The organism is Streptomyces sp. NPDC058307, from assembly GCF_042880295.1.
In the GTDB taxonomy this organism is placed as follows: domain Bacteria; phylum Actinomycetota; class Actinomycetes; order Streptomycetales; family Streptomycetaceae; genus Streptomyces.
This window is the reverse complement of record NZ_JBHVYZ010000032.1, coordinates 36,831-59,362: the sequence shown is the minus strand read 5'-3', so window position 1 is coordinate 59,362 and position 22,532 is coordinate 36,831. Positions and strand designations below refer to the sequence as shown.

The window sequence follows — 22,532 nt, the reverse complement described above, 5'->3', positions numbered from 1 at the left end:
ACATGACCACGGGGCGGGCGGGCACGCTGGACTACGTGCCCGTGCAGCACGCCGCCCTCAAGAAGGCCGAGATCATCCCGATGTCCCTGCGGTCCGTGCACTTCGTGATGCCGGGCGGTGTCGACGACCCGACCGCGCCGAGCGGCGGCAACGCCTACGACCGGCGGGTCTGCCTGGACCTGCCCGGCTTCGGCTGGCAGGTCGAGCGGCACGCGGTGGCCGGCGGCTGGCCCCGGCCGGGAGCGGCGGCCCGTACCGAACTGGCCCGCACCCTGCGGGACCTGCCCGACGGCACCGTCGTCCTCATCGACGGCCTGGTGGCCTGCGGCGTCCCGGAGATCGTCGTCCCCGAGGCGGAGCGGCTGCAGCTCGCCGTCCTGGTCCACCTGCCGCTCGGCGACGAGACCGGCCTCGAACCCGGGCTCGCCCTCGAACTGGACGCCAAGGAGCGCGAGGTGCTGCGGGCCGTGCCCGCCGTCATCGCCACCAGCGACTGGGCCGTACGACGGCTCGTCTCGCACCACGGCCTCGCCCCCGACCGGGTCCATGTCGCCACCCCGGGCGCCGACATCGCGCCCCTGGCCTCCGGCACCGACGGAGTCTCCCGGCTGCTGTGCGTGGCCGCGGTGACGCCCCGCAAGGGACAGCACCGGCTGATCGAGGCCCTGGCCGGCGCCCAGGACCTGCCGTGGAGCTGTGTGTGCGTCGGCGGGATCACCCAGGATCCCGAGTACGTCGCGCATCTGCGGATGCTCATCAAGAAGTACGGCCTCCAGGACCGCCTGCACCTCGCGGGACCGCGGGCCGGCACCGAGCTCGACGCCAGCTACGCCGCCGCCGACCTGATGGTCCTCACCTCCTACGCCGAGACCTACGGCATGGCGGTCACCGAGGCCCTCGCGCGCGGCATCCCGGTGCTGGCCACCGACGTCGGCGGAGTGGCCGAGGCCGTCGGACGCGCCCCCGACGGCGGGGTGCCCGGCATCCTCGTCCCGCCGGAGGACCCCGCCGCCCTCGCCGCCGAACTGCGCGGCTGGTTCGGCGAGGCCGACGTACGACGCAGGCTCAAGGCGGCTGCCCGGGGCCGGCGGGCCGCCCTGGACGGCTGGGCGACCACGGCCCGCAGCCTGGCCGGAGTACTCGGTCGACTCCCGAGCGAGCCCTGGAGGGCGGCATGAGGAAGACGGCGATCCAGCAGAGCGGCAGGATCCCGGCACAGCCGGGACCTCGAGAGGTGGCGTCAGTGCAGCCCGGTGTGTCCTCCGACGCGGAATCGGTCATCCCCGGCGCGGGGCCCAGCACCCGTCCCGGCGAGCGACCGACCGTACGCCTGCGGGACGCCGGGCCCGACGACGCTCCCCGTTACGCCCCCGAGTGGCTGGAGCTGCGCGAGGGGCCCGACGCGGCCGCACGGGCGGGCGACCTGCTCGACCCGCTGCGGATCCGGCTGGCCAACCTCCCGGGCAAGTCCGGTCTGGTCATCCACGACCTGGGCTGCGGCACCGGCTCGATGGGCCGCTGGCTGGCGCCCCGCCTGGACGGCCCCCAGCACTGGATCCTGCACGACCGGGACCCCTACCTCCTGCACTTCGCCGCCGTCGCCTCCCCGCGCTCGGCCGCCGACGGCAGCCGGGTCACCGTCGAGACCCGCCGCGGCGACGTCGGCCTGCTCACCCCCGACGTCCTCGCCGGCGCCTCCCTGGTGACGGCCTCCGCGCTCCTGGACGTCCTCACCCGCGAGGAGATCGGCGCCCTCGCCGCCGCCTGCACGGGCGCCGGCATCCCGGCCCTGCTCACGCTCTCCGTCGCCGGACGGGTCGAGCTGAGCCCGTCCGACCCGCTGGACGAGGAGATCGCCGACGCGTTCAACGCCCACCAGCGGCGCGGCGGACTGCTCGGCCCGGACGCCGTCACCGTCGCCTGCGAGGCGTTCTCCGAACGGGGTGCGACAGTACGGCTGCACCCCAGCGCCTGGCGGCTGGGGCCCGCCGAGTCCGCGCTCACCGCGCAGTGGCTGCGCGGCTGGGTCGGCGCGGCCGTCGAGGAGCGCCCCGAACTGAAGGAGCGCGCCGAGCGTTACCTCCGGGACCGCCTGGAGGCCTGCACCGCGGGCGAGTTGAAGGTGGTCGTCCACCACAGCGACCTGCTGGCGCTGTCCCGTCCGACGGGCGGAGCGTCATGAGCGTGGAGACGGTGCGGCCGGGCACCGGGCGGCCGAGCCTGCCCGTACGGCGGTCCGCGCGACCGGTCGAGCCGCCGTCCCTCTCCGACCGGGCCCTCACGCTGAAGGCAGAGGTCGTCCGGACCCGGGACGAGGTGCTCACGGCGCGCGCCGACGCCCTCGTGGCCCGGGCCCGGATCCTGGAGGCGGCCGGAGAGTCCGTCACGGACCTGACCGCCGCCGCCGTCTCCCCGCACCGGATCGGCGTGATCGTGACCGAGGCCCGGCCCCGGCCCGCCGAGGCACCCCGGTGGCGTACCGCACTGCGCGCGGTCCTCAACTCCCGCGCCCTGCGCACCCACTTCGGCACCGTCGCCGGCGTCACCATCCTCGCCCTCCTGCTGTGGCGCCTCGGCACCGGCGTCTTCCTGGACGGGCTGCGCCGGATCGACGGCCCCGCCCTGCTCGCGGCGCTCGCGATCGGCGTGCTGACCACCGTACTCAGCGCCTGGCGCTGGCAGTTGGTGGCCCGAGGACTGCGGATCCGGCTGCCGCTCGGCGAGGCCGTGGCCGACTACTACCGGGCCCTGTTCCTGAACGCCGCGCTGCCGGGCGGTGTGCTCGGCGATGTGCACCGCGCGGTGCGGCACGGGCAGAGCGCCGGTGACATGGGCCGCGGGGTGCGGGCGGTCGTCCTCGAACGGGTCGCCGGACAGGTCGCGTTGGCGGTCGTCGGCGGTGCCGTGCTGCTCACCATGGACTCCCCGGTGCTGGCCGAGGCCCGCCACCTCGCCCCCGTCGTCGGCCTCGCCGCCCTCGGGGCGCTCGCCGTCGTCGTGGCCCTGCGGATGAACCGCGCCCCCTCCACCCGCCGGGGCCGGGCCCTGCGCAAGACCCTGGGCGAGGCACGCGAGGCCCTGCTGTCCCGCCGCAACTGGCCCGGTGTCGCGCTCTCCTCGGCCGTCGTCCTCGCCGGCCACCTCGGGATGTTCGTGCTGGCCGCCCGCATCGCGGGCTCCGACGCCTCGGTCGCCGTACTGCTGCCGCTGGCCGTGCTCGCCCTGCTCGCCATGGGACTGCCTCTGAACATCGGCGGGTTCGGCCCCCGGGAGGGCGTCACCGCCTGGGCGTTCGCCGCCATGGGCCTCGGAGCCGGAGCCGGCCTCGCGACCGCGATCGTGTACGGCGTCCTCAGCTTCGTGGCGAGCCTGCCGGGCGCGGTCGTCCTGGTCGTCCGCTGGTACCAGGGACTGCGACGCCCGGCGCAGCCCTACTCGGCCTCGGCCGCGGTCAGCATCGAGAAATACGTCCCGAAGGATGCCGCGAGGCTCTCCAGCAAGGCTTTCCCTTTTTCCGCCGAGCCCAGTGAAGGGCGCCCGATGACACCGGAATCGGTGTAACCGGACATGCCGAGGGTGAGGAGATGACGACGGTCGTCCGCGACGAAATCGGAGGTCTCGTAACCGGGGCGGAGGCTTTCCGGATGCGTGTGCAGAAGAATGGAGGTCTCGATTTCTCCCGCATGCATGTCGGTGAGCAACGAGGTGACCACACCCGCCTCTTCGCGGGCCGCCTCCCAGTCCTCCGCGGCCGGGAACAGCGCCATCCGCTCCCCGCGGGCGGAAGCCTCCTGGACGACATTGCCCAGCACGTAGTTCCCCCCGTGCCCGTTGACCACGACCAGGGCCTCGACGCCCGAGCGGCGCAGCGAGGCCGCGATGTCCCGAACCACCGAGTGAAGGGTGACGGCGGAGATGCTGACGGTCCCCGGCCAGGCCGCGTGCTCGTGCGAACAGGAGATCGTCACCGGGGGCAGGAGGTGCACCGGGTACGCCGTGGCGATCTCCCGCGCGACGGCACAGGCGACGAGGGTGTCGGTCGCCAGCGGAAGGTACGCACCGTGCTGCTCGAAGCTCCCGACCGGAAGAACGGCGACCTGTGTTGAGACGCCCGCCCCCCGCGTCCGTACGTCTTCCGTAGTGTCCGTCGGCACCAGGCCGTACGCCGCCGACCCTATTCCCGAACCGCTCATCTTTTCACGGCCTTTCGTCTCTGCTTAGGAAACAGATCATGACAGATAAAGTTGGCGTCCTCGGCAAGAAGGCATCACAGCGTACCGGCGTGGAACGCGTGGTGAATGCCCCGCTGCCCACCGTGTACGGGAAATTCCAGGCGGTCGGCTACCTCGATCACGACCGCGGTGACGAACAAGTCGCCCTGGTCCATGGAGACATCGGATCGGAAGACGTCCTTGTGCGGCTGCATTCCGAGTGCCTGACCGGTGACGCGTTCGGCTCCCAGCACTGCGAGTGCGGCGACCAGCTGGATGCCGCGATGCGGGCCGTGGTCAAGGCGGGCAGCGGCATCGTCGTCTATCTGCGGGGCCACGAGGGCCGGGGCATCGGACTGCTCGCCAAGCTGCGCGCGATGGCGCTGCAGGCTGAGGGCCTGGACACCGTCGAGGCGAACCTCGCGCTCGGTCTGCCGGTGGACTCCCGCGACTACGGTGTCGCCGCCGGGATCTTCCACGACCTGGGCGTGAACTCGGTCCGCCTCATGTCCAACAACCCGCGCAAGCGCGAGGCACTGCAGCGACACGGCATCGAGGTCTCCGAGACGGTGCCGCTGCTCATCACGCCGTGCGAGAGCAACATCACCTATCTGCGCACCAAGCGGGAGCGCCTGGACCACCACCTGCCCCACCTGGACGCGGTGGCCCACCTCTCCTGACCGCCGGGCGGATTCCGGCAGGGCGGATCCGGACAGGAAGAGGGAATGACCGACGACATCCTCTTCCTCTCCGGAGAGCAGGTACCGGTGACCACGCGTACGGCCGAGGTCGTCGTCATCGGCGGCGGTGTCATGGGCACGAGCATCGCCCGCCACCTGGCGCGCGCGGGCGTACCGGACGTGGTGCTCGTCGAGCGGGACGAGCTCGCCTCCGGCTCCACCTCGAAGGCGGCGGGCGGGGTGCGGGCGCAGTTCTCGGACGAGCTCAACATCCGGCTGGGGACGCGCAGCCTGGAGGCGTTCGGGCGGTTCGCCACCGAGACCGGGCAGGACATCGGACTGCACCGGGTCGGCTATCTCTTCCTGCTGTCGACGCCGCAGGAAGTGGTCTCCTTCGAGGAGAGCGTGCGGCTGCAGAACTCCCTCGGCGTCCCCAGCCGCATGATCGACCCGGCCGAGGCACGTCGGCTGTGCCCGCTCATCACCACCGACGGCCTCCTCGCCGCCGCCTTCTCGCCCGACGACGGCCACTGCACCCCCGAGTCCGTCGTCCAGGGCTACGCGGCCGACGCCCGCCGGCACGGCGTGACCATCCTGCGGCACACCGAGGTCACCGGCATCGACCTGCGCGGCGACGACATCACGGCCGTCGTGACGACCAGGGGCCGGATCGCCACCGGCACGGTCGTCTGCGCGGCCGGCGCCTGGTCGCGGGCCGTCGGCGCGATGGCCGGCGTGGACCTGCCGGTCGAGCCGCTGCGCCGCCAGATCGCGGTCACCGAACCGGTCCCGGGCCTGCCGCCCGGCCTCCCCATGACCATCGACTTCACCACCGGCCTCTACTTCCACGGCGAGGGCCCCGGCCTCCTCCTCGGCATGTCCGACCCCGACGAGACACCCGGCTTCGACACCACCACCCACGACCGCTGGATCCCCCGCCTGGCCGAGGCCATGCAGCACCGCGCCCCCGCCCTCCTCGACCTGCGCCGCACCGGCGGCTGGGCCGGCCTGTACGAGATCACCCCCGACCACAACGCCCTCATCGGCGAGGCCACTTCGGTCTCCCGCTTCCTGTACGCGACCGGCTTCTCCGGCCACGGCTTCCTCCAGGGACCGGCCGTCGGCGAGGTCGTCCGCGACCTGTACCTCGGCCGCGTACCCTTCGTGGACATCAGCCCGCTCAGCGCCGGCCGGTTCGCGGCCGACGCCCCGCGCCCGGAGGCCCACCGCGTATGACCGAGTTCCATCTGTGGCTGCGCCACGAGGTCCGCTCCACCGAGCGACGCACGCCCGTCGTGCCGTCCGACGCCCGGCGCCTCGTCGACAGCGGCGTGACGCTGACCGTCGAGGAGTCCCCGCAGCGGATCTTCCCGCTCGAGCAGTACGAGGCGGCCGGCTGCCACGTCGCGCCCGCGGGTTCGTGGGCCACCCGGGCGCCGCGGGACGCCGTGATCCTCGGTCTGAAGGAACTCCCCGACGAGCCGGCCGCCCTGCCGCACCGGCACGTCTTCTTCGGGCACGCCTACAAGGGGCAGCCGGGCGCCCCGGAACTGCTGCGCCGGTTCGCCGCCGGGGGAGGGGCCCTGCTCGACCTGGAGTACCTGGTCGACGACCACGGCCGCAGGCTCGCCGCCTTCGGGTACTGGGCCGGCTACCTGGGCGCGGCCCTGGCCGTGCTCCAGCACCGGGGCAGGCTGTCCGCGCCCCTCACGCCCACCTCGCGGGAGGAACTGGAGCAGGATCTGAGGCCCGTCGCCGGGGACGAGGAGTTCACGGCGCTGGTGATCGGGGCGCTGGGCCGCAGCGGGCAGGGCGCCCGCGTCGCACTCCGGGCCGCCGGGGTCGAGCCGACCTGCTGGGACCTGGAGGAGACCCGCGACCTGGACCGCCCGGCCCTGCTCGCCCACGACGTGCTGGTCAACTGCGTCCTCGCCACCACCCCCGTCCCGCCCTTCGTCCGCGAGGCGGACCTGGACGACCCTGACCGCCGGCTGCGCACCCTCTCCGACGTCACCTGCGACGTCGGCTCGCCCCTGAACGTCCTGCCGGTCTACGACCGCGTCACCGAGTGGACCGAGCCGGTCCGCCGGCTGCACAAGGAGCCCCCGCTCGACCTGATCGCCATCGACAACCTGCCGTCCCTGCTTCCGGAGGAGTCGAGCGTCGGCTTCTCGGAGTCCCTGCTGCCTCTCCTGCTGGAGTTCGGGGCGGGCGGACCCTGGGGGCGCTGTCTGGACCGGTTCCACCAGGCGTGCCGTGAACTCGGCGTCGAGGAAGGGGAGTTCGGCCGTGGCTGATCTGGTTCCCGCGACCGGCACCGTCCACTGGATCGGCGCCGGGCTCTCCACCGGCAGCGGTCTGGCCGCCCTGTGCGACACGGCCGACCGCGTGCTGCTGTGGCACCGCACCGAGGAGCGGGCGGAAGAGGCCCTCGAAGGACGGGGACTCAACGGACGGGCCGCGCCGCGCGCCTACACGCTGTCCGCGCTCGCGGCCGAACTGGCGCCCGGGGACGTCGTGGTGTCGATGCTGCCCGCCCCGGAGCACGCCGGGATCCTCGCCGCCTGTGCCCGGGAGAACGCCCACTTCGCCTGCTCCAGCTATGTGTCCGACGCCGTCCTCGCACACGTCCCGGAGGCGCAGAAGGCCGGGATCGTCGTCCTCACCGAGGCAGGCCTCGACCCGGGCATCGACCACCTCTTCGCGCACAGCCTCGTCGCCCGGGCCCGCGAGGCGATCGGCGACAGGACACCGGCGTCGTACGGTCTCACCTCCTACTGCGGTGGTGTGCCCGCCGTACCGAACGACTTCAGGTACCGCTTCAGCTGGGCCCCCGCCGGAGTCCTGAACGCCCTGCGCTCGCCCGCCCGTTACCTCGACCACGGCACCCCGGTCACCGCCGACCGGCCCTGGGAGGCGACCCGGCGCCATGTCGTGGACGGCGAGACCTTCGAGGTCTACCCCAACCGCGACAGCGTCCCCTTCGTCGAGCAGTACGGACTGCCCGCCGCCTGGACCGCGCGGACCTTCGTGCGCGGGACCCTGCGTCTGGACGGCTGGCTGCGGGCCTGGGAGCCGGTCTTCGAGGAGCTCGAGGCCGGTGACGACACCCGGATCGCCGCCCTGGCCCAGGAGTTGGCGGCCAGGTACCCGACCACGGACGCCGACCGCGACCGGGTCGTCCTCGCCGTCTCCCTCGACGTGCGCGCGGAGGACGGCCGTACCTGGTCCGGCGGCTATCTGCTGGACCTGGTGGGGGACGAGGAGGACAGCGCCATGGCCCGCTGTGTCTCCCGGACCCTCGCCCTGGGCGTCGGCCACATCCTGGACGGCTCCCTCCCGGCAGGACTGAACCGGGCCGCCGAGACCGCGGCCCGCTCGGAGGAATGGCTGGGCGAACTCGCCCGCGACGGCGTGCACTTCACCCTGCGGGTCGATCAGTAGGCGCCTAGGACACGACCGCCTCGTGGACCAGCCGCTTGAGGTCGGGGAAGAGCTTCAGCGATTTCGGCCGCACCTGGGTGAAGAACTGCACGGTCAGATCGCGGCCCGGGTCGACCCAGAAGGTCGTGGACGCCGCGCCGCTCCAGCCGAAGGAACCGAGGCCGCAGGGGGCCACGGTGCGGGCGGGGTCGATCACCACGGACACGCTGAGACCGAAGCCGACGCCGTCGTTGCCGGGCTCGTCGTGGGCCGGTTTGGCGCCGAACGCGCGCAGGTCGGCGCCGCCCGGGAGGTGGTTGGAGGTCATCAGGTCCACCGTCTCGGCGGACAGCAGGCGGGTGCCGTCCAGTTCGCCGCGGCGGCGCAGCAGTTCCGCGAAGCGGTGGACGTCGTACGCCGACGCCACCATGCCGCCGCTGCCGGACAGCAGGCGCGGGCGGCCCCGCAGCGGCAGTCCGGGGACCGGCTCGATGCTGCCGTCGTCCTTCTCGCCGTACAACTCCGAGAGCTGGTGCGCCTGTTCGTCCGTCACCCAGAAACCGGCGTCGGGCATCCCGAGGGGGCCGAAGACCCGCTCGGCGAGGAAGGCGTCGAGGCTCTGGCCGGACGCGATCTCGATGACCCGGCCCAGGACGTTGGAGGCGACCGAGTAGTTCCACTGGGTGCCCGGCTCGAACTGGAGCGGCAGGCTCGCGTACACGGCGACCGTCTCGGCGAGGTCCGAGCCCGGCAGCACGGACGACTCCAGTCCGGCCTCGCGGTACAGGGCGTCGACCGGGTGGGAGTGGTAGAAGGCGAAGGTCAGGCCCGCGGTGTGGGTCATCAGATGCCGGACCAGGATCGGACCCTCCGCGGGCCGGGTCGTGAGGCTGTCGCCGGAGCCGTCGACATAGACCCGGGGCCGGGCGAACGCCGGCAGGTACTCGGCGACCGGGTCGTCCAGCGACAGCCGGCCCTCCTCCACCAGGATCAGCGCGGCCACCGCGGTGACCGGCTTGGTCATCGAGTAGATCCGCCACAGGGTGTCGGCCTCGACGGGCAGGCCGGAGGCGAGGTCACGCCGGCCGTGCGTGCCGAGGTGGGCGACGCGTCCGCCGCGGGCGACGGACACCAGGAAACCGGGGATCCGGCCCTCGTCGACGTAGTGGGCGAAGTGCTGGTCGAGGCGGTCCAGCGCCTTCGCGTCCAGCCCCACCTCACCGGGGTCCACCTCTTGCCGAAGCTGTGCCATCGCTGTCCTCCGTCGCGTCCGTCGAGGTGGGGACCGACATACCCGGCCCGGGCCACCTCAGACATCATCGTCGCTCAGAAAACCGCGACGAGCCGCGGGTCGCCCGGGATCCGGCGGTCGCGGGAATGCCGGGCGCGGGTGGGCCGGTTGATCGTGTCATGACTGACGACGCGACGCAGGACGCACTGCTCCGGCTGCTCTCCGAGAGCCACGGCGGGGTGCTGGTCACCCTCAAGCGCGACGGGAGGCCCCAGCTGTCGAACGTCACCCACGCGTACTACCCCGACGAGCGCATCATCCGGGTCTCCCTCACCGACGACCGCGCCAAGACCCGCAACCTGCGCCGGGATCCCCGTGCCTCGTACCACGTGACGACACCGGACCGGTGGGCGTACACGGTCGCCGAGGGCACGGCCGACCTCACCCCCGTGGCGAAGGACCCGCATGACGACACGGTCGAGGAACTCGTCCGCCTGTACCGGGACGTCCAGGGCGAGCACCCCGACTGGGACGACTACCGGGCGGCGATGGTCCGGGACCGACGCCTGGTGTTGCGGTTGCGGGTGGAGCGGGCGTACGGGATTCCCGCAGGAACGCTGGGCGGCTGACCGAGGGCCGGGCACCCAGGCCGACCGCCCGAGCACGAGGCCACCACCAGCGCCGGCCGGGCACGGCGTGCCGCCCGGGCGGGCGCGAGCTGCCGCCACCGTCGCGCGCGCCGGCCCGGGCAGGGCCGGTGCGGTCGACGGGAACATGCCCGTGCCGGACGCCCAGAGCAGCGGCCCGCCTGGGGCGCCATCGTGGTCTGCCTCGGCCGCCACGTCCGTCGGTCCTACGACCCCGGGCGCAGGCCGGATGGCCGATGTGCCCGGGGTCGGCGGGTCCTACGCTGACCGGCACACCGAGGGAAGAGGTCGGCATGCCCGTCGACGGCCGCAGCCACATCCGTATCGCCCGTCCCTCCCGGGACCTGGCCGCCGCCGAGCGGTTCTGGGTCGAGGGGCTCGGGCTGGGGGTCGTGTGGCGTGCCGAGGGTGGCCCCGAACCCGGTGAGCACGACCTCCTGATGCTCGGCCGGCCGGACGCCGGCTGGCATCTGGAGCTGGTCCACGAGCAGGGCCACCCCGTCGAACCCCGCCCCACCGACGAGGACCTGCTGGTGATCTACCTCGACGGTCCGGTGCCGGAGGACCTCGTGGCCCGCCTGGAGGCCCACGGCGGCAAGCAGGTGCGGTCGCCGAATCCGTACTGGAACGAGTGGGGGGTCACGGTGGAGGACCCGGACGGATACCGGCTGGTGCTGTGCACGCGGGGCTGGTCGAACGGGTAGGCGGGGTCAGGCCGTCACCGTTTCCGGCTGGGACGCCTCCCGGAGAGCCCGGGCGCCGAGTGCCTCGGTGGGAGCCTTGTGGGTCTCGCAGGCGGTCAGGGCGGCCAGGACCGGCGGGACCCACGGGGCGGCCGTGTCGGACGGGCAGTCCGAGGTCAGGCCGTCACCGTTTCCGGGCGGGGCGCCTCCTGCGGTGCGCGTGCGCCGAGCGCCTGCGTGGGGACCTTGTGGGTCTCGCGGGCCGTCAGCACGGCGATCACCGGCGGGACGCACAGGGCTGCGGTGAACAGAGCCACCGAGGACCAGTCGGTGCCGTCGGGACCCGCGATCCGCGCCGCGAAGGTGACCGCGAAACCGGCCACCGCGAAACCGATCTGCGTGCCGATCGCCATGCCCGACAGCCGGACCCGGGTGGAGAACATCTCGCCGTAGAAGGACGGCCAGACACCGTTCGCGGCGCTGTAGACGACACCGAAGGCGACGATGCCGAGCAGCAGCGTCAGCGGGTAGTTGCCCGTGGAGATCGCCCACAGGTAGAGGAACATCGTCACCGCGCTGCCCGCCGCGCCGAGCAGGAAGACCGGCCGCCGCCCGATGCGGTCCGACAGCGTGGCCCACAGGGGGATCGCGGCGAGCGCGACGAGGTTGGCCAGCGCGCCCACCCACAGCATCGAGGAACGGCTCATCCCGACCGCGTCGCTCGTCGCGTACGCCAGCGCCCACACCGTGAAGATCGTGGAGACCGAGGCGATCAGCGCGCCCCCGATCACCCGCAGCACATCCGCCCAGTGCTCCCGCAGCAGCACCACCAGCGGCAGCTTCGGGGCGCCCTCGGAGGCGGCCAGCTGCTCGAACGCCGGTGTCTCGGCGAGCCTGCGGCGGATCACGAAGCCGACCACGGCGACCGCCACGCTCAGCCAGAACGGCACCCGCCAGCCCCAGGACAGCAACTGGTCCTCGGGCAGCGCGGCGACGGGCAGGAAGACCAGCGTGGCGAGCAGCTGTCCGCCCTGGGTGCCGCTGAGTGTGAAGCTCGTGAAGAAGCCCCGCCGGTGCGCCGGCGCGTGTTCCAGGCTCATGGAGTTGGCGCTGGCCTGCTCGCCGGCCGCCGAGATGCCCTGCAGGACCCGGCACAGCACCAGCAGGACCGGGGCGAGGGAGCCGACCTGGTGGCGGGTGGGCAGACATCCGATGAGGAACGTCGACAGGCCCATCAGGATCAGCGTGAAGACCATGATCTTCTTACGGCCGACCCGGTCGCCGAAATGGCCCAGGAAGAGCGCGCCGACCGGCCGGGCCGCGTAGGCGACACCGAACGTGGCCAGCGACAGCAGGGTCGCGGTGGCCGGGTCGGACTCGTCGAAGAACACCTTCGGGAAGATCAGGGCTGCGGCGCTGCCGTAGATGAAGAAGTCGTAATACTCCAGGGCGCTGCCGATCCAGGCCGCGGTGGCGGCCTTTTTCGGTTGCCCGACGGCTTCGGCGGGGACGGACACGGCGGTGCTCCATTCGGGGGGAGTCCGGGGAGCTACCCAGTTAATTAACCCACTGGGTAGTTAGTAGCGGTTGCCCACGGATGTTGCGCTCACGGGTCCCGGGTGTCAAGAGGTCCGGCCGTCCCGCCTCAGCGGCCGGTCCGTTCCGCCGTCAGGTAGGCGATCACCATGTCGCCCAGCATGGTCCGGTAGTGCTCGCGCTGCTCCGGCGCGACCAGGTCGCGGCCGAACAGGGCGCCGAAGGTGTGCCGGTTGGCCACCCGGAAGAAGCAGAACGAACTGATCATCGCGTGCAGGTCGACCGCGTCCACGTCGGCCGTGAACAGGCCGGACTCCTGCCCCGAGGCCAGGATGCGGCGGATCACGTCCAGAGCGGGGGAGCCGATCCTGCCGAGCTTCTCGGAGGCGGCGATGTGCTCGGCCCCGTGGATGTTCTCGATGCTGACCAGGCGGATGAAGTCCGGGTGCTGCTCGTGGTGGTCGAAGGTCAGCTCCGCGAGGCGCCGGATCGCCGCGACCGGGTCCAGGTGCTCGACGTCCAGCTCCTGCTCGGCCTCGCGGATCACGCTGTACGCCCGCTCCAGGACGGCGGTGAACAGCTGCTCCTTGCCGCCGAAGTAGTAGTAGATCATCCGCTTGGTGGTGCGGGTGCGGGCGGCGATCTCGTCCACGCGGGCGCCGTCGTAGCCGGACCGCGCGAACTCCTGGGTGGCCACGTCGAGGATCTCGGCCTGGGTGCGGGCGGCGTCGCGGATCCGCCCGTTCGGTCGTGCCGGTTCGTCGACGCTGGTCATCGGGGTTCCTTCGGGAGTGCGGCCGGTGCCGCAGATTCTAGAAGGCACCGTCCGGCTCTTCCCCGGCGGCGGCCCGGCTGATATAGCTAACGTACTGGTTCGTACATTAGAGCTCGTCTCAGGAGGTCCGCGTGCCCAAGGACTCGTTTCTCGTCGGACTGATCGGCGCCGGTATCGGGCCCTCGCTGAGCCCGGCGCTGCACGAGCGGGAGGCGGACCGGCAGGGCCTGCGCTATCTGTACCGGCTCATCGACATCGATGTCCTCGGGGCGCGTCCCGAGGCGGTCGGGGAACTGCTGCGGGCCGCCCGTGACCTGGGCTTCGACGGGCTGAACATCACCCACCCCTGCAAGCAGCTGGTCATCGGGCACCTGGACGCGCTCGCCCCGCAGGCCGACGCGCTCGGCGCGGTGAACACCGTGGTCTTCGAGAACGGCCGGGCGACCGGCCACAACACCGACGTCACCGGCTTCGCCGCGTCCTTCGCGCGCGGGCTGCCCGACGTGCCCCTGGAGCGGGTCGTCCAGCTGGGCGCGGGCGGTGCGGGGGCGGCCGTCGCGCACGCCATGCTCACCCTGGGCGCCGGGCGGGTCACCGTCGTCGACGCGCTCGCCGACCGTGCCGCGGATCTCGCCGCCTCCCTGAACCGGCACTTCGGCGAGGGACGCGCGGCCGCGGCCGGCCCCGACCGACTGCCCGCGCTGCTCGCCGACGCCGACGGCCTCGTGCACGCCACCCCGACCGGCATGGCCGCCCACCCCGGACTGCCCCTCCCGGCCCGCCTGCTCCGCCCCGAGCTGTGGGTGGCCGAGGTCGTCTACCGCCCGCTGGAGACGGAACTGCTGCGCACCACCCGCGCGCTCGGCTGCGCCACGCTCGACGGAGGCGGGATGGCCGTCTTCCAGGCCGTGGACGCGTTCCGGCTGTTCACGGGGCGCGAGCCGGACGCGGTCCGGATGCTCGCGGACATCGCGGAACTGGCCGGCGTGGTCGGCGCCCCCAAGTAGCAGGCCCCGCCGTAGCAGGACCCAAGTAGCCCGGGATCACTGGCGGTTGACGGTCCGGGTCACACCGGCGAAGACCGTCGTCGCCAGGATCCAGCCCGCGATGACCAGCGCGTACGACAGCGACTGGTACCACCCCTGCGGAGCGAATGCGCCCTCCTGGCCGAAGGAGATCACCGGCAGCAGCAGGTCGAGGGTGTAGAACAGCGCGTTGAAGTGCGGGGCCTCGTCCGCCTTGAGCGGTGGCGGGTGGTGGAGGCCGTAGGCGACCGTGCCGACGGCGAGCAGGGAGACCAGCCAGACGCAGGCCCGCAGGGGGTGGAAGCCGTAGCCGACGGTGGCGTCCTGGACGTGGCCCCACAGGCGCCCGTACCAGGCGAGGGTGGCGCGGTGGCGGCGCTGCTTGGCGAGCTGGACCAGTCGTGCGGCGCGGTCGTCGCCGATACGGCGGTAGGCGGCGGTCAACTGCTCGTAGGCGTGCGGGACATAGCCCTCGCGGTCCCGCTCCAGCATCGGCAGGCGGCGGTCGGCGGGCTCCTGTGGGGTGAGGGAGGTGTATACCAGTTTGTTGAACTGGACCTCTTCCGGCACCACCTCGGGTTCCAGGAACAGGTCGTCGATCTGGGCGCGGCGCAGGCTCAGGGTGCCCTGGATGCGCGGCCCCTTGCGCAGCCAGAGCTCCCCGATGGTGGAACTGTTCGCCCTGAGCGCCGCGTCGCCCGGGTTGGACAGATGCGCGTACGAGAAGTCGAGCCGGCCCGCGATCCGGGCGCCCCGCAGACCGATCCAGCCGAAGGTGTGCACCCGGCGCAGATGGACGTCACCCTCCACGACGAGGGTCTGGGCGTCGAGGACGATGTCGCCGGGGTGGCTGAGCCGCGCGTCGTTGAGGTTGACGGAACCGGCGACGGTCGCGCCGTTGAGGCGGACCTCGCCGTGGGCGCGCAGACCCGGCGCCCACAGGTCGTCGCCGAAGGTCATGTGGTTGAGCTGGAGCGCGGGTTCACCGGCGTCGACCGCGGTGATCTCGGCGCGGTCCATGAACAGCGCTCCGGCGATCTGTGCCCCGCCGAGCCGCACCGGGCCGTTCACCTTGCAGTCCGTCAGCCGCAGTACGGCGTCCACGCGCATCGTGGCGGCGGTCAGCCCGGGCAGCACGGAGTTGCTCAGGTTCAACTGGCGCATCCGGCAGCCGTACAGCAGCGGTACGTCGTCGAAGTGGCAACGGCTGAGGCGGACTGCGTGGTCGACGGTGCCGTACTGGAGGCCGAGTACACCGGTGATCCGGGCGCCCGCGAGCTTGAGGGCGGGTATCTCCCCGTCCTCCTGCGGCCCGTTGAGCATCAGCGCCCGCAACACGACGGCCCGGACCGTGCGTTCGGCACCCCACTCGGCGCCGTCCGCCACGTCCTCGTCCTCGTCCGTACCGAAGTCCACGGCCTCGCCCTTCGGGAAGGCACGCCACACCCGCAGTTCGGCCGGGGTCAGATTGTTGATCTCCATCAGCCGTGACTCTCCAACGCGCACGTCACGGTGTCAACAGGCCCCGCGGACGACGACGGCCCGGGAGCCTGTGCTCCCGGGCCGTGCGCAACTGCCGTTCTAGACCCTGGTGTTCCACTCCGCGATCACCGGACGGTCGTGTTCCATGGACAGCCGGCTCACCGTGCCGGTCGCCAGCTGGAACAGCCGGCCCTCCGCCGGGGCGAGCCCCAGCCGGCGGGCCGTGAGGACCCGCAGGAAGTGGGCGTGGGCCACGAGGACCACGTCACCGCCGGGAAGGGCGGCCTCGACGCGGGCGAGGACCCGGTCGGCGCGGCGGCCGACCTCCCCGGGTGATTCGCCGGGGTGACCGTCCGGGCCGGGCGGCACCCCGTCGGTCCACAGGTCCCAGTCGGGACGGGTGCGGTGGATGTCGACGGTGGTGACGCCCTCGTAGGCGCCGTAGTCCCACTCGTGGAGGTCGGGGTCGGTCAGGGCCCCGGTGATGCCCGCCAGTTCGGCGGTGCGTATCGCGCGGCCCAGCTCACTGGTCAGGGCGAGCGAGAAGGACCGGCCCGTAAGGAGCGGAGCGAGTGACTTGGCCTGTTCCTCGCCGTGCCGGGTGAGGGGCAGGTCGGTCCAGCTCGTGTGCTGTCCCGACGCGCTCCACTCCGTCTCGCCGTGGCGGACCAGGAGGAGATCCCCCATGACGCGCCTACTTCTTCGCTTCGACGGCGTGCCCGCCGAACTGGTTGCGCAGTGCCGCGACCATCTTCATCTGCGGGGAGTCGTCCTGGCGGGACGCGAACCGCGCGAACAGCGAGGCGGTGATCGTGGGCAGCGGCACCGCGTTGTTGATGGCCGCCTCCACGGTCCAGCGACCCTCGCCGGAGTCCTCCGCGTAGCCCTTGAGCTTGTCCAGGTGCTCGTCGTCGTCGAGGGCGTTGACCGCGAGGTCGAGCAGCCAGGAGCGGATGACGGTCCCCTCCTGCCAGGAGCGGAACACCTCCCGGACGCTGTCCACCGACTCGACCTTCTCCAGGAGCTCCCAGCCCTCGGCGTAGGCCTGCATCATGGCGTACTCGATGCCGTTGTGGACCATCTTGGAGAAGTGCCCGGCGCCGACCTTGCCCGCGTGGACATAGCCGTACGGCCCCTCGGGCTTGAGGGCGTGGAAGATCGGCTGGAGCCGTTCCACGTGCTCCTTGTCGCCGCCGACCATCAGCGCGTAGCCGTTCTGCAGGCCCCACACGCCGCCGGAGACACCGGCGTCGACGAAGCCGATGCCCTTGGCGCCCAGCTCCTCGGCGTGCTTCTCGTCGTCGCTCCAGCGGGAGTTGCCGCCGTCGACCACGGTGTCACCGGGGGAGAGGAGCTCGCCGAGTTCGTCCACGACGGACTGGGTGGCGGCGCCGGCCGGGACCATCACCCACACCGTGCGCGGCGCCTCGAGCTTGTCGACCAGCTCGGACAGGCTCGCCACGTCGGACACTTCGGGGTTGCGGTCGTAGCCGACGACGGTGTGGCCGGCGCGGCGGATGCGCTCGCGCATGTTGCCGCCCATCTTGCCGAGGCCGATCAGGCCGAGCTGCATCGCTGTCATGTCAGAGCACTTCCTTCAGTTCACGGTAGGCGGCCACGAGGGCGGTGGTGGAGGGGTCGAGACCGGGGACGTCGGCGCCCTCGGTCAGGGCGGGCTCGACGCGCCTGGCGAGGACCTTGCCGAGCTCGACGCCCCACTGGTCGAAGGAGTCGATGTTCCAGACCGCGCCTTGCACGAACACCTTGTGCTCGTAGAGGGCGATGAGCTGGCCGAGCACGGAGGGGGTGAGCTCCTTGGCCAGGATCGTGGTCGTGGGGTGGTTGCCCTGGAAGGTGCGGTGGGCCACCTGCTCCTCCGCCACGCCCTCCGCGCGGACCTCCTCGGCGGTCTTGCCGAAGGCGAGCGCCTGCCCCTGTGCGAACAGGTTGGCCATCAACAGGTCGTGCTGCGCCTTGAGTTCGTCGCTCAGCTCGTCGATCGGGCGGGCGAAGCCGATGAGGTCGGCCGGGATGACCTTGGTGCCCTGGTGGATCAACTGGTAGTAGGCGTGCTGCCCGTTGGTGCCGGGCGTGCCCCACACCACCGGCCCGGTCTGCCACTCCACGGGGTTGCCGTCACGGTCCACCGACTTGCCGTTGGACTCCATGTCCAGCTGCTGCAGGTAGGCGGTGAACTTGGACAGGTAGTGGGAGTAGGGCAGTACCGCGTGGGACTGGGCGCCGTGGAAGTTGCCGTACCAGATGCCCAACAGGCCCAGGATCAGCGGGGCGTTGGCCTCGGCGGGGGCGTTCTGGAAGTGCTCGTCGACGATCCGGAAACCGTCGAGCATCTCCCGGAAGCGGTCCGGGCCGATGGCGATCATCAGGGAGAGGCCGATCGCCGAGTCGAAGGAGTAGCGGCCGCCGACCCAGTCCCAGAACTCGAACATGTTGTCCGGGTCGATGCCGAAGTCCGTGACCTTCTCGGCGTTCGTCGACAGCGCGACGAAGTGCCGGGCGACGGCCTTGTCGTCGCGCAGACCCGCCGGGCCGTCGAGCAGCCAGGTGCGGGCCGACGTCGCGTTCGTGATCGTCTCGATCGTGGTGAAGGTCTTGGACGCGACGATGAACAGGGTCTCCGCCGGGTCCAGGTCCCGCACCGCCTCGTGCAGGTCGGCGCCGTCCACGTTGGAGACGAAACGGAAGGTCAACTCCCGTGCCGTGTACGCGCGCAGGGCCTCGTAGGCCATCGCGGGGCCCAGGTCGGAGCCGCCGATGCCGATGTTGACGACGTTCTTGATGCGCTTGCCGGTGTGGCCGGTCCACTCGCCGGAGCGGACCCGGTTCGCGAAGTCGCTCATCTTGTCGAGGACGGCGTGCACACGGGGCACGACGTTCTCGCCGTCGACCTCGACGACCGCGCCCGCGGGGGCGCGCAGCGCGGTGTGCAGGACGGCCCGGTCCTCGGTCGTGTTGATCTTCTCGCCGCGGAACATGGCGTCGCGGAGCCCGAACACGTCGGTGGCGGTGGCCAGTTCCTGGAGCAGGGCCAGGGTCTCGTCGGTGATCAGGTGCTTGGAGTAGTCGATGCGCAGATCGCCCACGCGCACCACGTACCGCTCCGCGCGGCCCGGGTCGTCCGCGAACAACTCACGCAGGTGCGCGTGCTGTTCGGTTCGGTGGTCCTCCAGGGCCGTCCACTCGGGGCGATGCGTCAGAAGAGGGGAGTCAGACATGAGCAGGGGTCTCCTCGGTGGCCTCGCCCTGCAGGGCGACGGCGTACATCTCGTCGGCGTCGAGGCGGCGGAGCTCCTCGGCGATGAGTTCGGAGGTGGTGCGGACCTTCAGCGCCAGGGTGCGGGGGGGCTGGCCCGGCAGGGACAGCGTGGCCAGCGGGCCCTCGGGGCGGTCGATGACGATCTCGCCGTTCGCGGTGCCCAGACGGACGGCCGTGACGACCGGACCGTCGGTGACCACACGGTCGATCCGCACCTTCAGCCGCGCCTCCAGCCAGCGCGCGAGCAGCTCGGCGGCCGGGTTGTCGGCCTCGGCCTCCACGGCCCCGGAGATGATCTCCGCGCGGGCCTGGTCGAGAGCCGCCGCCAGCATCGAGCGCCACGGGGTCAGCCGGGTCCAGGCGAGGTCGGTGTCGCCCGGCGCGTAGGAGCGGACCCGGGTCTCAAGGACCTGCATCGGGTGCTCCACCGCGTACAGGTCGGTGATCCGGCGCTGGGCCAGCGCGCCCAGCGGGTCCTTCGCGGGGTTCTGCGGCGCCTCCACCGGCCACCACACGACGACCGGGGCGTCCGGCAGCAGCAGCGGCAGCACGACGGAGTCGGCGTGGTCGGAGACCTCGCCGTAGGTCCGCAGGACGACCGTCTCGCCGGTGCCGGCGTCGGCACCCACCCGGACCTCGGCGTCGAGGTGCGAGTTGGTGCGGTCGCGGGGGGTGCGGGCGTGCCGCTTGATGACGACCAGGGTGCGCGAGGGGTGCTCGTGCGAGGCCTCCTCGGCCGCCTTGATCGCGTCGTAGGCGTTCTCCTCGTCCGTGACGATCACCATCGTCAGGACCATGCCCACCGCGGGGGTTCCGATGGCGCGGCGACCCTGCACCAGCGCCTTGTTGATCTTGCTTGCCGTGGTGTCGGTCAGGTCGATCTTCATGGCCTGCGCCAGCTCCGTCCGTCTCGTGCGAGCATCTCGTCGGCTTCCTCGGGTCCCCAGGTACCCGACGCGTACTGCGCCGGACGGCCGTGGTTCGCCCAGTGCTCCTCGATCGGGTCGAGGATCTTCCAGGACTCTTCCACTTCCTGGTGACGCGGGAACAGGTTGGCGTCCCCGAGGAGGACGTCCAGGATGAGCCGCTCGTAGGCCTCCGGGCTGGACTCCGTGAACGACTCGCCGTAGGCGAAGTCCATCGTCACGTCCCGGATCTCCATCGAGGTGCCCGGCACCTTCGACCCGAACCGGACCGTCATGCCCTCGTCCGGCTGCACCCGGATGACGATGGCGTTGGAGCCGAGCTCCTCGGTGGCCGTGGAGTCGAAGGGCGAGTGCGGGGCCGTCTGGAAGACGACCGCGATCTCGGTGACCCGGCGGCCCAGCCGCTTGCCGGTGCGCAGGTAGAAGGGGACGCCCGCCCAGCGGCGGTTGTCCACGTTCAGCCGGACGGCCGCGTAGGTGTCCGTCGTGGAGGCCTGGTCGATGCCCTCCTCCTCCAGATAGCCGAGCACCTTCTCGCCGCCCTGCCAGGCACCGGCGTACTGCCCGCGCACGGCGTGCGCGCCGATGTCCTCCGGCAGCTTCACGGCCCTGAGGACCTTCAGCTTCTCGGTGAGCAGCGACTCCGCGTCGAAGGCGGCCGGCTCCTCCATGGCGGTCAGCGCCATCAGCTGGAGCAGGTGGTTCTGGATGACGTCACGGGCGGCGCCGATGCCGTCGTAGTACCCGGCCCGGCCGCCGATGCCGATGTCCTCGGCCATCGTGATCTGCACGTGGTCGACGTAGGACCGGTTCCAGATGGGCTCGTACATCTGGTTGGCGAAGCGCAGCGCCAGGATGTTCTGGACGGTCTCCTTGCCCAGGTAGTGGTCGATGCGGAAGACCTGGTCCGGCTCGAACACGTCGTGCACGAGGGCGTTGAGCTCGCGGGCGCTCTTCAGGTCGCGGCCGAACGGCTTCTCGATGACCGCCCGCCGCCAGGACCCCTCGGGAGCGTTCGCCAGCCCGTGCTTCTTGAGCTGCTGGACGACCTTCGGGAAGAACTTCGGCGGCACGGAGAGGTAGAAGGCGTAGTTGCCACTGGTGCCGCGGGCCTTGTCCAGCTCCTCGACCGTCTGGCGCAGCTGCTTGAACGCCGTGTCGTCGTCGAAGTCGCCCGGGATGAACCGCATCCCCTCGGCGAGCTGCTGCCAGACCTCCTCACGGAACTCGGTTCGCGCGTGCTCGCGCACCGAGTCGTGCACGATCTGCGCGAAGTCCTCGTCCTCCCAGTCCCGGCGGGCGAATCCGACGAGCGAGAAGCCCGGCGGGAGCATGCCGCGGTTGGCGAGGTCGTAGACGGCCGGCATCAGCTTCTTGCGGGACAGGTCGCCGGTGACCCCGAAGATGACGAGCCCGGAGGGCCCGGCGATCCGCGGGAGGCGCCGGTCGCGCTCGTCCCGCAGGGGGTTCTCCCAGTCGGCGGTGATGGTCATTCCGCGTCCACTCCCTTGCTGTTCAGCGACTTGGTGACGGCGTCCAGCAGCTCCTGCCAGGCAGCCTCGAACTTGGCGACACCCTCGTCCTCCAGCTGCCGCACGACCTCGTCGTAGGAGATCCCCAGCGCCTCCACGGCGGCCAGGTCGGCGCGGGCCTGCGCGTAACCGCCGCTCACCGTGTCGCCGGTGATCTCGCCGTGGTCGGCGGTGGCGTTCAGCGTGGCCTCCGGCATGGTGTTGACCGTGCCGGGCGCGACCAGGTCGTCGACGTAGAGGGTGTCCTTGTAGGACGGGTCCTTCACGCCGGTCGAGGCCCACAGCGGGCGCTGCTTGGTTGCGCGGGCGCCACCGAGCGAGGTCCAGCGCTCGCCGCCGAAGACCTCCTCGTACGCCTGGTAGGCGAGCCGCGCGTTGGCGAGCGCCGCCTTCCCCTTGAGCGCGAGGGCCGCGTCCGTGCCGAGAACCGTCAGCCGCTTGTCGATCTCGGAGTCGACGCGCGAGACGAAGAAGGAGGCGACGGAGTGGATGGTGGAGAGGTCGAGGCCCTTCTTCGCGGCCTTCTCCAGACCGGCCAGGTAGGCGTCCATCACCTCGCGGTAGCGCTCCAGGGAGAAGATCAGCGTGACGTTGACGCTGATGCCGAGGCCGATGACCTCGGTGATCGCCGGGAGGCCGGCCTTCGTCGCCGGGATCTTGATCATGACGTTCGGGCGGTCGACCAGCCAGGCGAGCTGCTTGGCCTCGGCGATCGTCGCCGCCGTGTTGTGGGCGAGCCGAGGATCGACCTCGATGGAGACCCGGCCGTCCCGGCCGCCGGTGGCGTCGTGCACCGGACGCAGCACGTCGGCGGCGGCGCGGACGTCGGCCGTGGTCATCATCCGTACGGCCTCGTCGACCGTGACGCCCCGGGTGGCGAGGTCGCTCAGCTGCTCCTCGTACCCCGCTCCGGAGCCGATGGCGGCCTGGAAGATGGACGGGTTGGTGGTGACGCCGACGACGTGCTTCGTGGCGACGAGTTCGGCGAGGTTGCCCGACTCGATCCGCCCCCGCGACAGGTCGTCCAGCCAGATGGAGACGCCCTCGTCGGACAGGCGCTTGAGTGCTCCCGCGGTAGCGGTCGCTTCGGTCACAGTGATCATC

20 protein-coding genes and 1 pseudogene are annotated in these 22,532 nt (G+C 71.8%); 10 read left to right on the top strand and 11 right to left on the bottom strand.

Annotated features, from left to right (window positions below):
- The first annotated feature begins 2 nt into the window (after positions 1–2).
- The 3 genes and pseudogenes from ACFVYN_RS23040 to ACFVYN_RS23030 all read left to right on the top strand — a co-directional run.
- Complete coding sequence (locus tag ACFVYN_RS23040) at positions 3–1,178, top strand: glycosyltransferase family 4 protein (RefSeq protein ID WP_390001429.1); 1,176 nt, start codon at positions 3–5, stop codon at positions 1,176–1,178.
- Positions 1,175–2,182: a class I SAM-dependent methyltransferase gene (locus ACFVYN_RS23035; protein WP_390001378.1), complete on the top strand. Its 1,008-nt coding sequence runs from the start codon at positions 1,175–1,177 to the stop codon at positions 2,180–2,182. The genes ACFVYN_RS23040 and ACFVYN_RS23035 overlap by 4 nt, the downstream gene beginning before the upstream one ends.
- Positions 2,179–3,366: pseudogene (locus ACFVYN_RS23030) on the top strand (lysylphosphatidylglycerol synthase transmembrane domain-containing protein); the annotation flags it as partial. The gene ACFVYN_RS23035 and the pseudogene ACFVYN_RS23030, both read left to right, overlap by 4 nt.
- A gap of 65 nt (positions 3,367–3,431) precedes the next feature.
- Here the strand turns inward: ACFVYN_RS23030 and ACFVYN_RS23025 are convergent.
- Positions 3,432–4,193 carry a creatininase family protein gene (locus ACFVYN_RS23025; RefSeq protein WP_390001377.1) on the bottom strand — a complete coding sequence of 254 codons (762 nt, stop codon included), beginning with the start codon at positions 4,191–4,193 and terminating at the stop codon, positions 3,432–3,434.
- A gap of 38 nt (positions 4,194–4,231) precedes the next feature.
- Here ACFVYN_RS23025 and ribA point away from each other — a divergent pair, with 38 nt between their 5' ends.
- The 4 genes from ribA to ACFVYN_RS23005 are packed head-to-tail and all read left to right on the top strand — an operon-like array spanning position 4,232 to position 8,335.
- Entirely contained in the window at positions 4,232–4,891 is a 660-nt protein-coding gene (gene ribA, locus ACFVYN_RS23020; RefSeq protein ID WP_390001375.1) for a GTP cyclohydrolase II, read from the top strand.
- Between the two features lie 45 nt (positions 4,892–4,936).
- Complete coding sequence (locus ACFVYN_RS23015; RefSeq protein ID WP_390001374.1) at positions 4,937–6,127, top strand: NAD(P)/FAD-dependent oxidoreductase; 1,191 nt, start codon at positions 4,937–4,939, stop codon at positions 6,125–6,127.
- A complete protein-coding gene (locus tag ACFVYN_RS23010) occupies positions 6,124–7,188 on the top strand; it encodes a saccharopine dehydrogenase (protein ID WP_390001372.1) in 1,065 nt (354 codons plus the stop codon). Before ACFVYN_RS23015 ends, ACFVYN_RS23010 begins: the two co-directional genes overlap by 4 nt.
- Positions 7,181–8,335, top strand: a complete 1,155-nt coding sequence (locus ACFVYN_RS23005; RefSeq protein ID WP_390001370.1) for a saccharopine dehydrogenase family protein — start codon at positions 7,181–7,183, stop codon at positions 8,333–8,335. The genes ACFVYN_RS23010 and ACFVYN_RS23005 overlap by 8 nt, the downstream gene beginning before the upstream one ends.
- 4 nt (positions 8,336–8,339) lie before the next feature.
- Here the strand turns inward: ACFVYN_RS23005 and ACFVYN_RS23000 are convergent, their stop codons facing one another.
- Positions 8,340–9,566 carry a serine hydrolase domain-containing protein gene (locus ACFVYN_RS23000; protein ID WP_390001368.1) on the bottom strand — a complete coding sequence of 409 codons (1,227 nt, stop codon included), beginning with the start codon at positions 9,564–9,566 and terminating at the stop codon, positions 8,340–8,342.
- Positions 9,567–9,724: 158 nt separating this feature from the next.
- On the opposite strand from ACFVYN_RS23000, the gene ACFVYN_RS22995 reads away from it, so the two are divergent.
- Together ACFVYN_RS22995 and ACFVYN_RS22990 are read left to right on the top strand one after the other, a co-directional pair.
- Positions 9,725–10,174, top strand: coding sequence for a PPOX class F420-dependent oxidoreductase (locus ACFVYN_RS22995; RefSeq protein WP_390001366.1), 450 nt, complete (start codon positions 9,725–9,727; stop codon positions 10,172–10,174).
- Positions 10,175–10,485: 311 nt separating this feature from the next.
- Positions 10,486–10,896 carry a VOC family protein gene (locus tag ACFVYN_RS22990; RefSeq protein ID WP_390001365.1) on the top strand — a complete coding sequence of 137 codons (411 nt, stop codon included), beginning with the start codon at positions 10,486–10,488 and terminating at the stop codon, positions 10,894–10,896.
- Between the two features lie 155 nt (positions 10,897–11,051).
- Here ACFVYN_RS22990 and ACFVYN_RS22985 read toward each other — a convergent pair whose 3' ends face one another.
- Together ACFVYN_RS22985 and ACFVYN_RS22980 are read right to left on the bottom strand one after the other, a co-directional pair.
- A complete protein-coding gene (locus ACFVYN_RS22985; protein ID WP_390001363.1) occupies positions 11,052–12,392 on the bottom strand; it encodes an MFS transporter in 1,341 nt (446 codons plus the stop codon).
- 128 nt (positions 12,393–12,520) lie between these two features.
- Complete coding sequence (locus ACFVYN_RS22980; RefSeq protein ID WP_390001361.1) at positions 12,521–13,186, bottom strand: TetR family transcriptional regulator; 666 nt, start codon at positions 13,184–13,186, stop codon at positions 12,521–12,523.
- Positions 13,187–13,317: 131 nt separating this feature from the next.
- On the opposite strand from ACFVYN_RS22980, the gene ACFVYN_RS22975 reads away from it, so the two are divergent.
- Positions 13,318–14,193: a shikimate dehydrogenase gene (locus ACFVYN_RS22975; protein ID WP_390001359.1), complete on the top strand. Its 876-nt coding sequence runs from the start codon at positions 13,318–13,320 to the stop codon at positions 14,191–14,193.
- Between the two features lie 36 nt (positions 14,194–14,229).
- On the opposite strand, the gene ACFVYN_RS22970 is transcribed toward ACFVYN_RS22975, so the two are convergent.
- From ACFVYN_RS22970 to tal, 7 genes are all read right to left on the bottom strand, one after another.
- Positions 14,230–15,693, bottom strand: coding sequence for a membrane-associated oxidoreductase (locus ACFVYN_RS22970; RefSeq protein ID WP_390001358.1), 1,464 nt, complete (start codon positions 15,691–15,693; stop codon positions 14,230–14,232).
- Between the two features lie 99 nt (positions 15,694–15,792).
- Positions 15,793–16,380: a histidine phosphatase family protein gene (locus ACFVYN_RS22965; protein ID WP_390001356.1), complete on the bottom strand. Its 588-nt coding sequence runs from the start codon at positions 16,378–16,380 to the stop codon at positions 15,793–15,795.
- A 7-nt stretch (positions 16,381–16,387) separates the two neighbouring features.
- Positions 16,388–17,266: a phosphogluconate dehydrogenase (NAD(+)-dependent, decarboxylating) gene (gene gnd / locus ACFVYN_RS22960; protein WP_390001427.1), complete on the bottom strand. Its 879-nt coding sequence runs from the start codon at positions 17,264–17,266 to the stop codon at positions 16,388–16,390.
- Between the two features lie 10 nt (positions 17,267–17,276).
- Positions 17,277–18,929 carry a glucose-6-phosphate isomerase gene (gene pgi, locus ACFVYN_RS22955; RefSeq protein ID WP_390001354.1) on the bottom strand — a complete coding sequence of 551 codons (1,653 nt, stop codon included), beginning with the start codon at positions 18,927–18,929 and terminating at the stop codon, positions 17,277–17,279.
- The gene (opcA, locus tag ACFVYN_RS22950) at positions 18,922–19,857 is read right to left on the bottom strand and encodes a glucose-6-phosphate dehydrogenase assembly protein OpcA (RefSeq protein ID WP_352381094.1); all 936 of its coding nucleotides are present in this window, start codon (positions 19,855–19,857) and stop codon (positions 18,922–18,924) included. Before opcA ends, pgi begins: the two co-directional genes overlap by 8 nt.
- Positions 19,854–21,389 (bottom strand): glucose-6-phosphate dehydrogenase, encoded by a 1,536-nt coding sequence (gene zwf / locus ACFVYN_RS22945; protein WP_390001353.1) that lies wholly within the window; start codon positions 21,387–21,389, stop codon positions 19,854–19,856. The genes opcA and zwf overlap by 4 nt, the downstream gene beginning before the upstream one ends.
- Positions 21,386–22,531 carry a transaldolase gene (gene tal, locus ACFVYN_RS22940; protein ID WP_390001351.1) on the bottom strand — a complete coding sequence of 382 codons (1,146 nt, stop codon included), beginning with the start codon at positions 22,529–22,531 and terminating at the stop codon, positions 21,386–21,388. Before tal ends, zwf begins: the two co-directional genes overlap by 4 nt.
- Position 22,532: the final 1 nt, after the last annotated feature.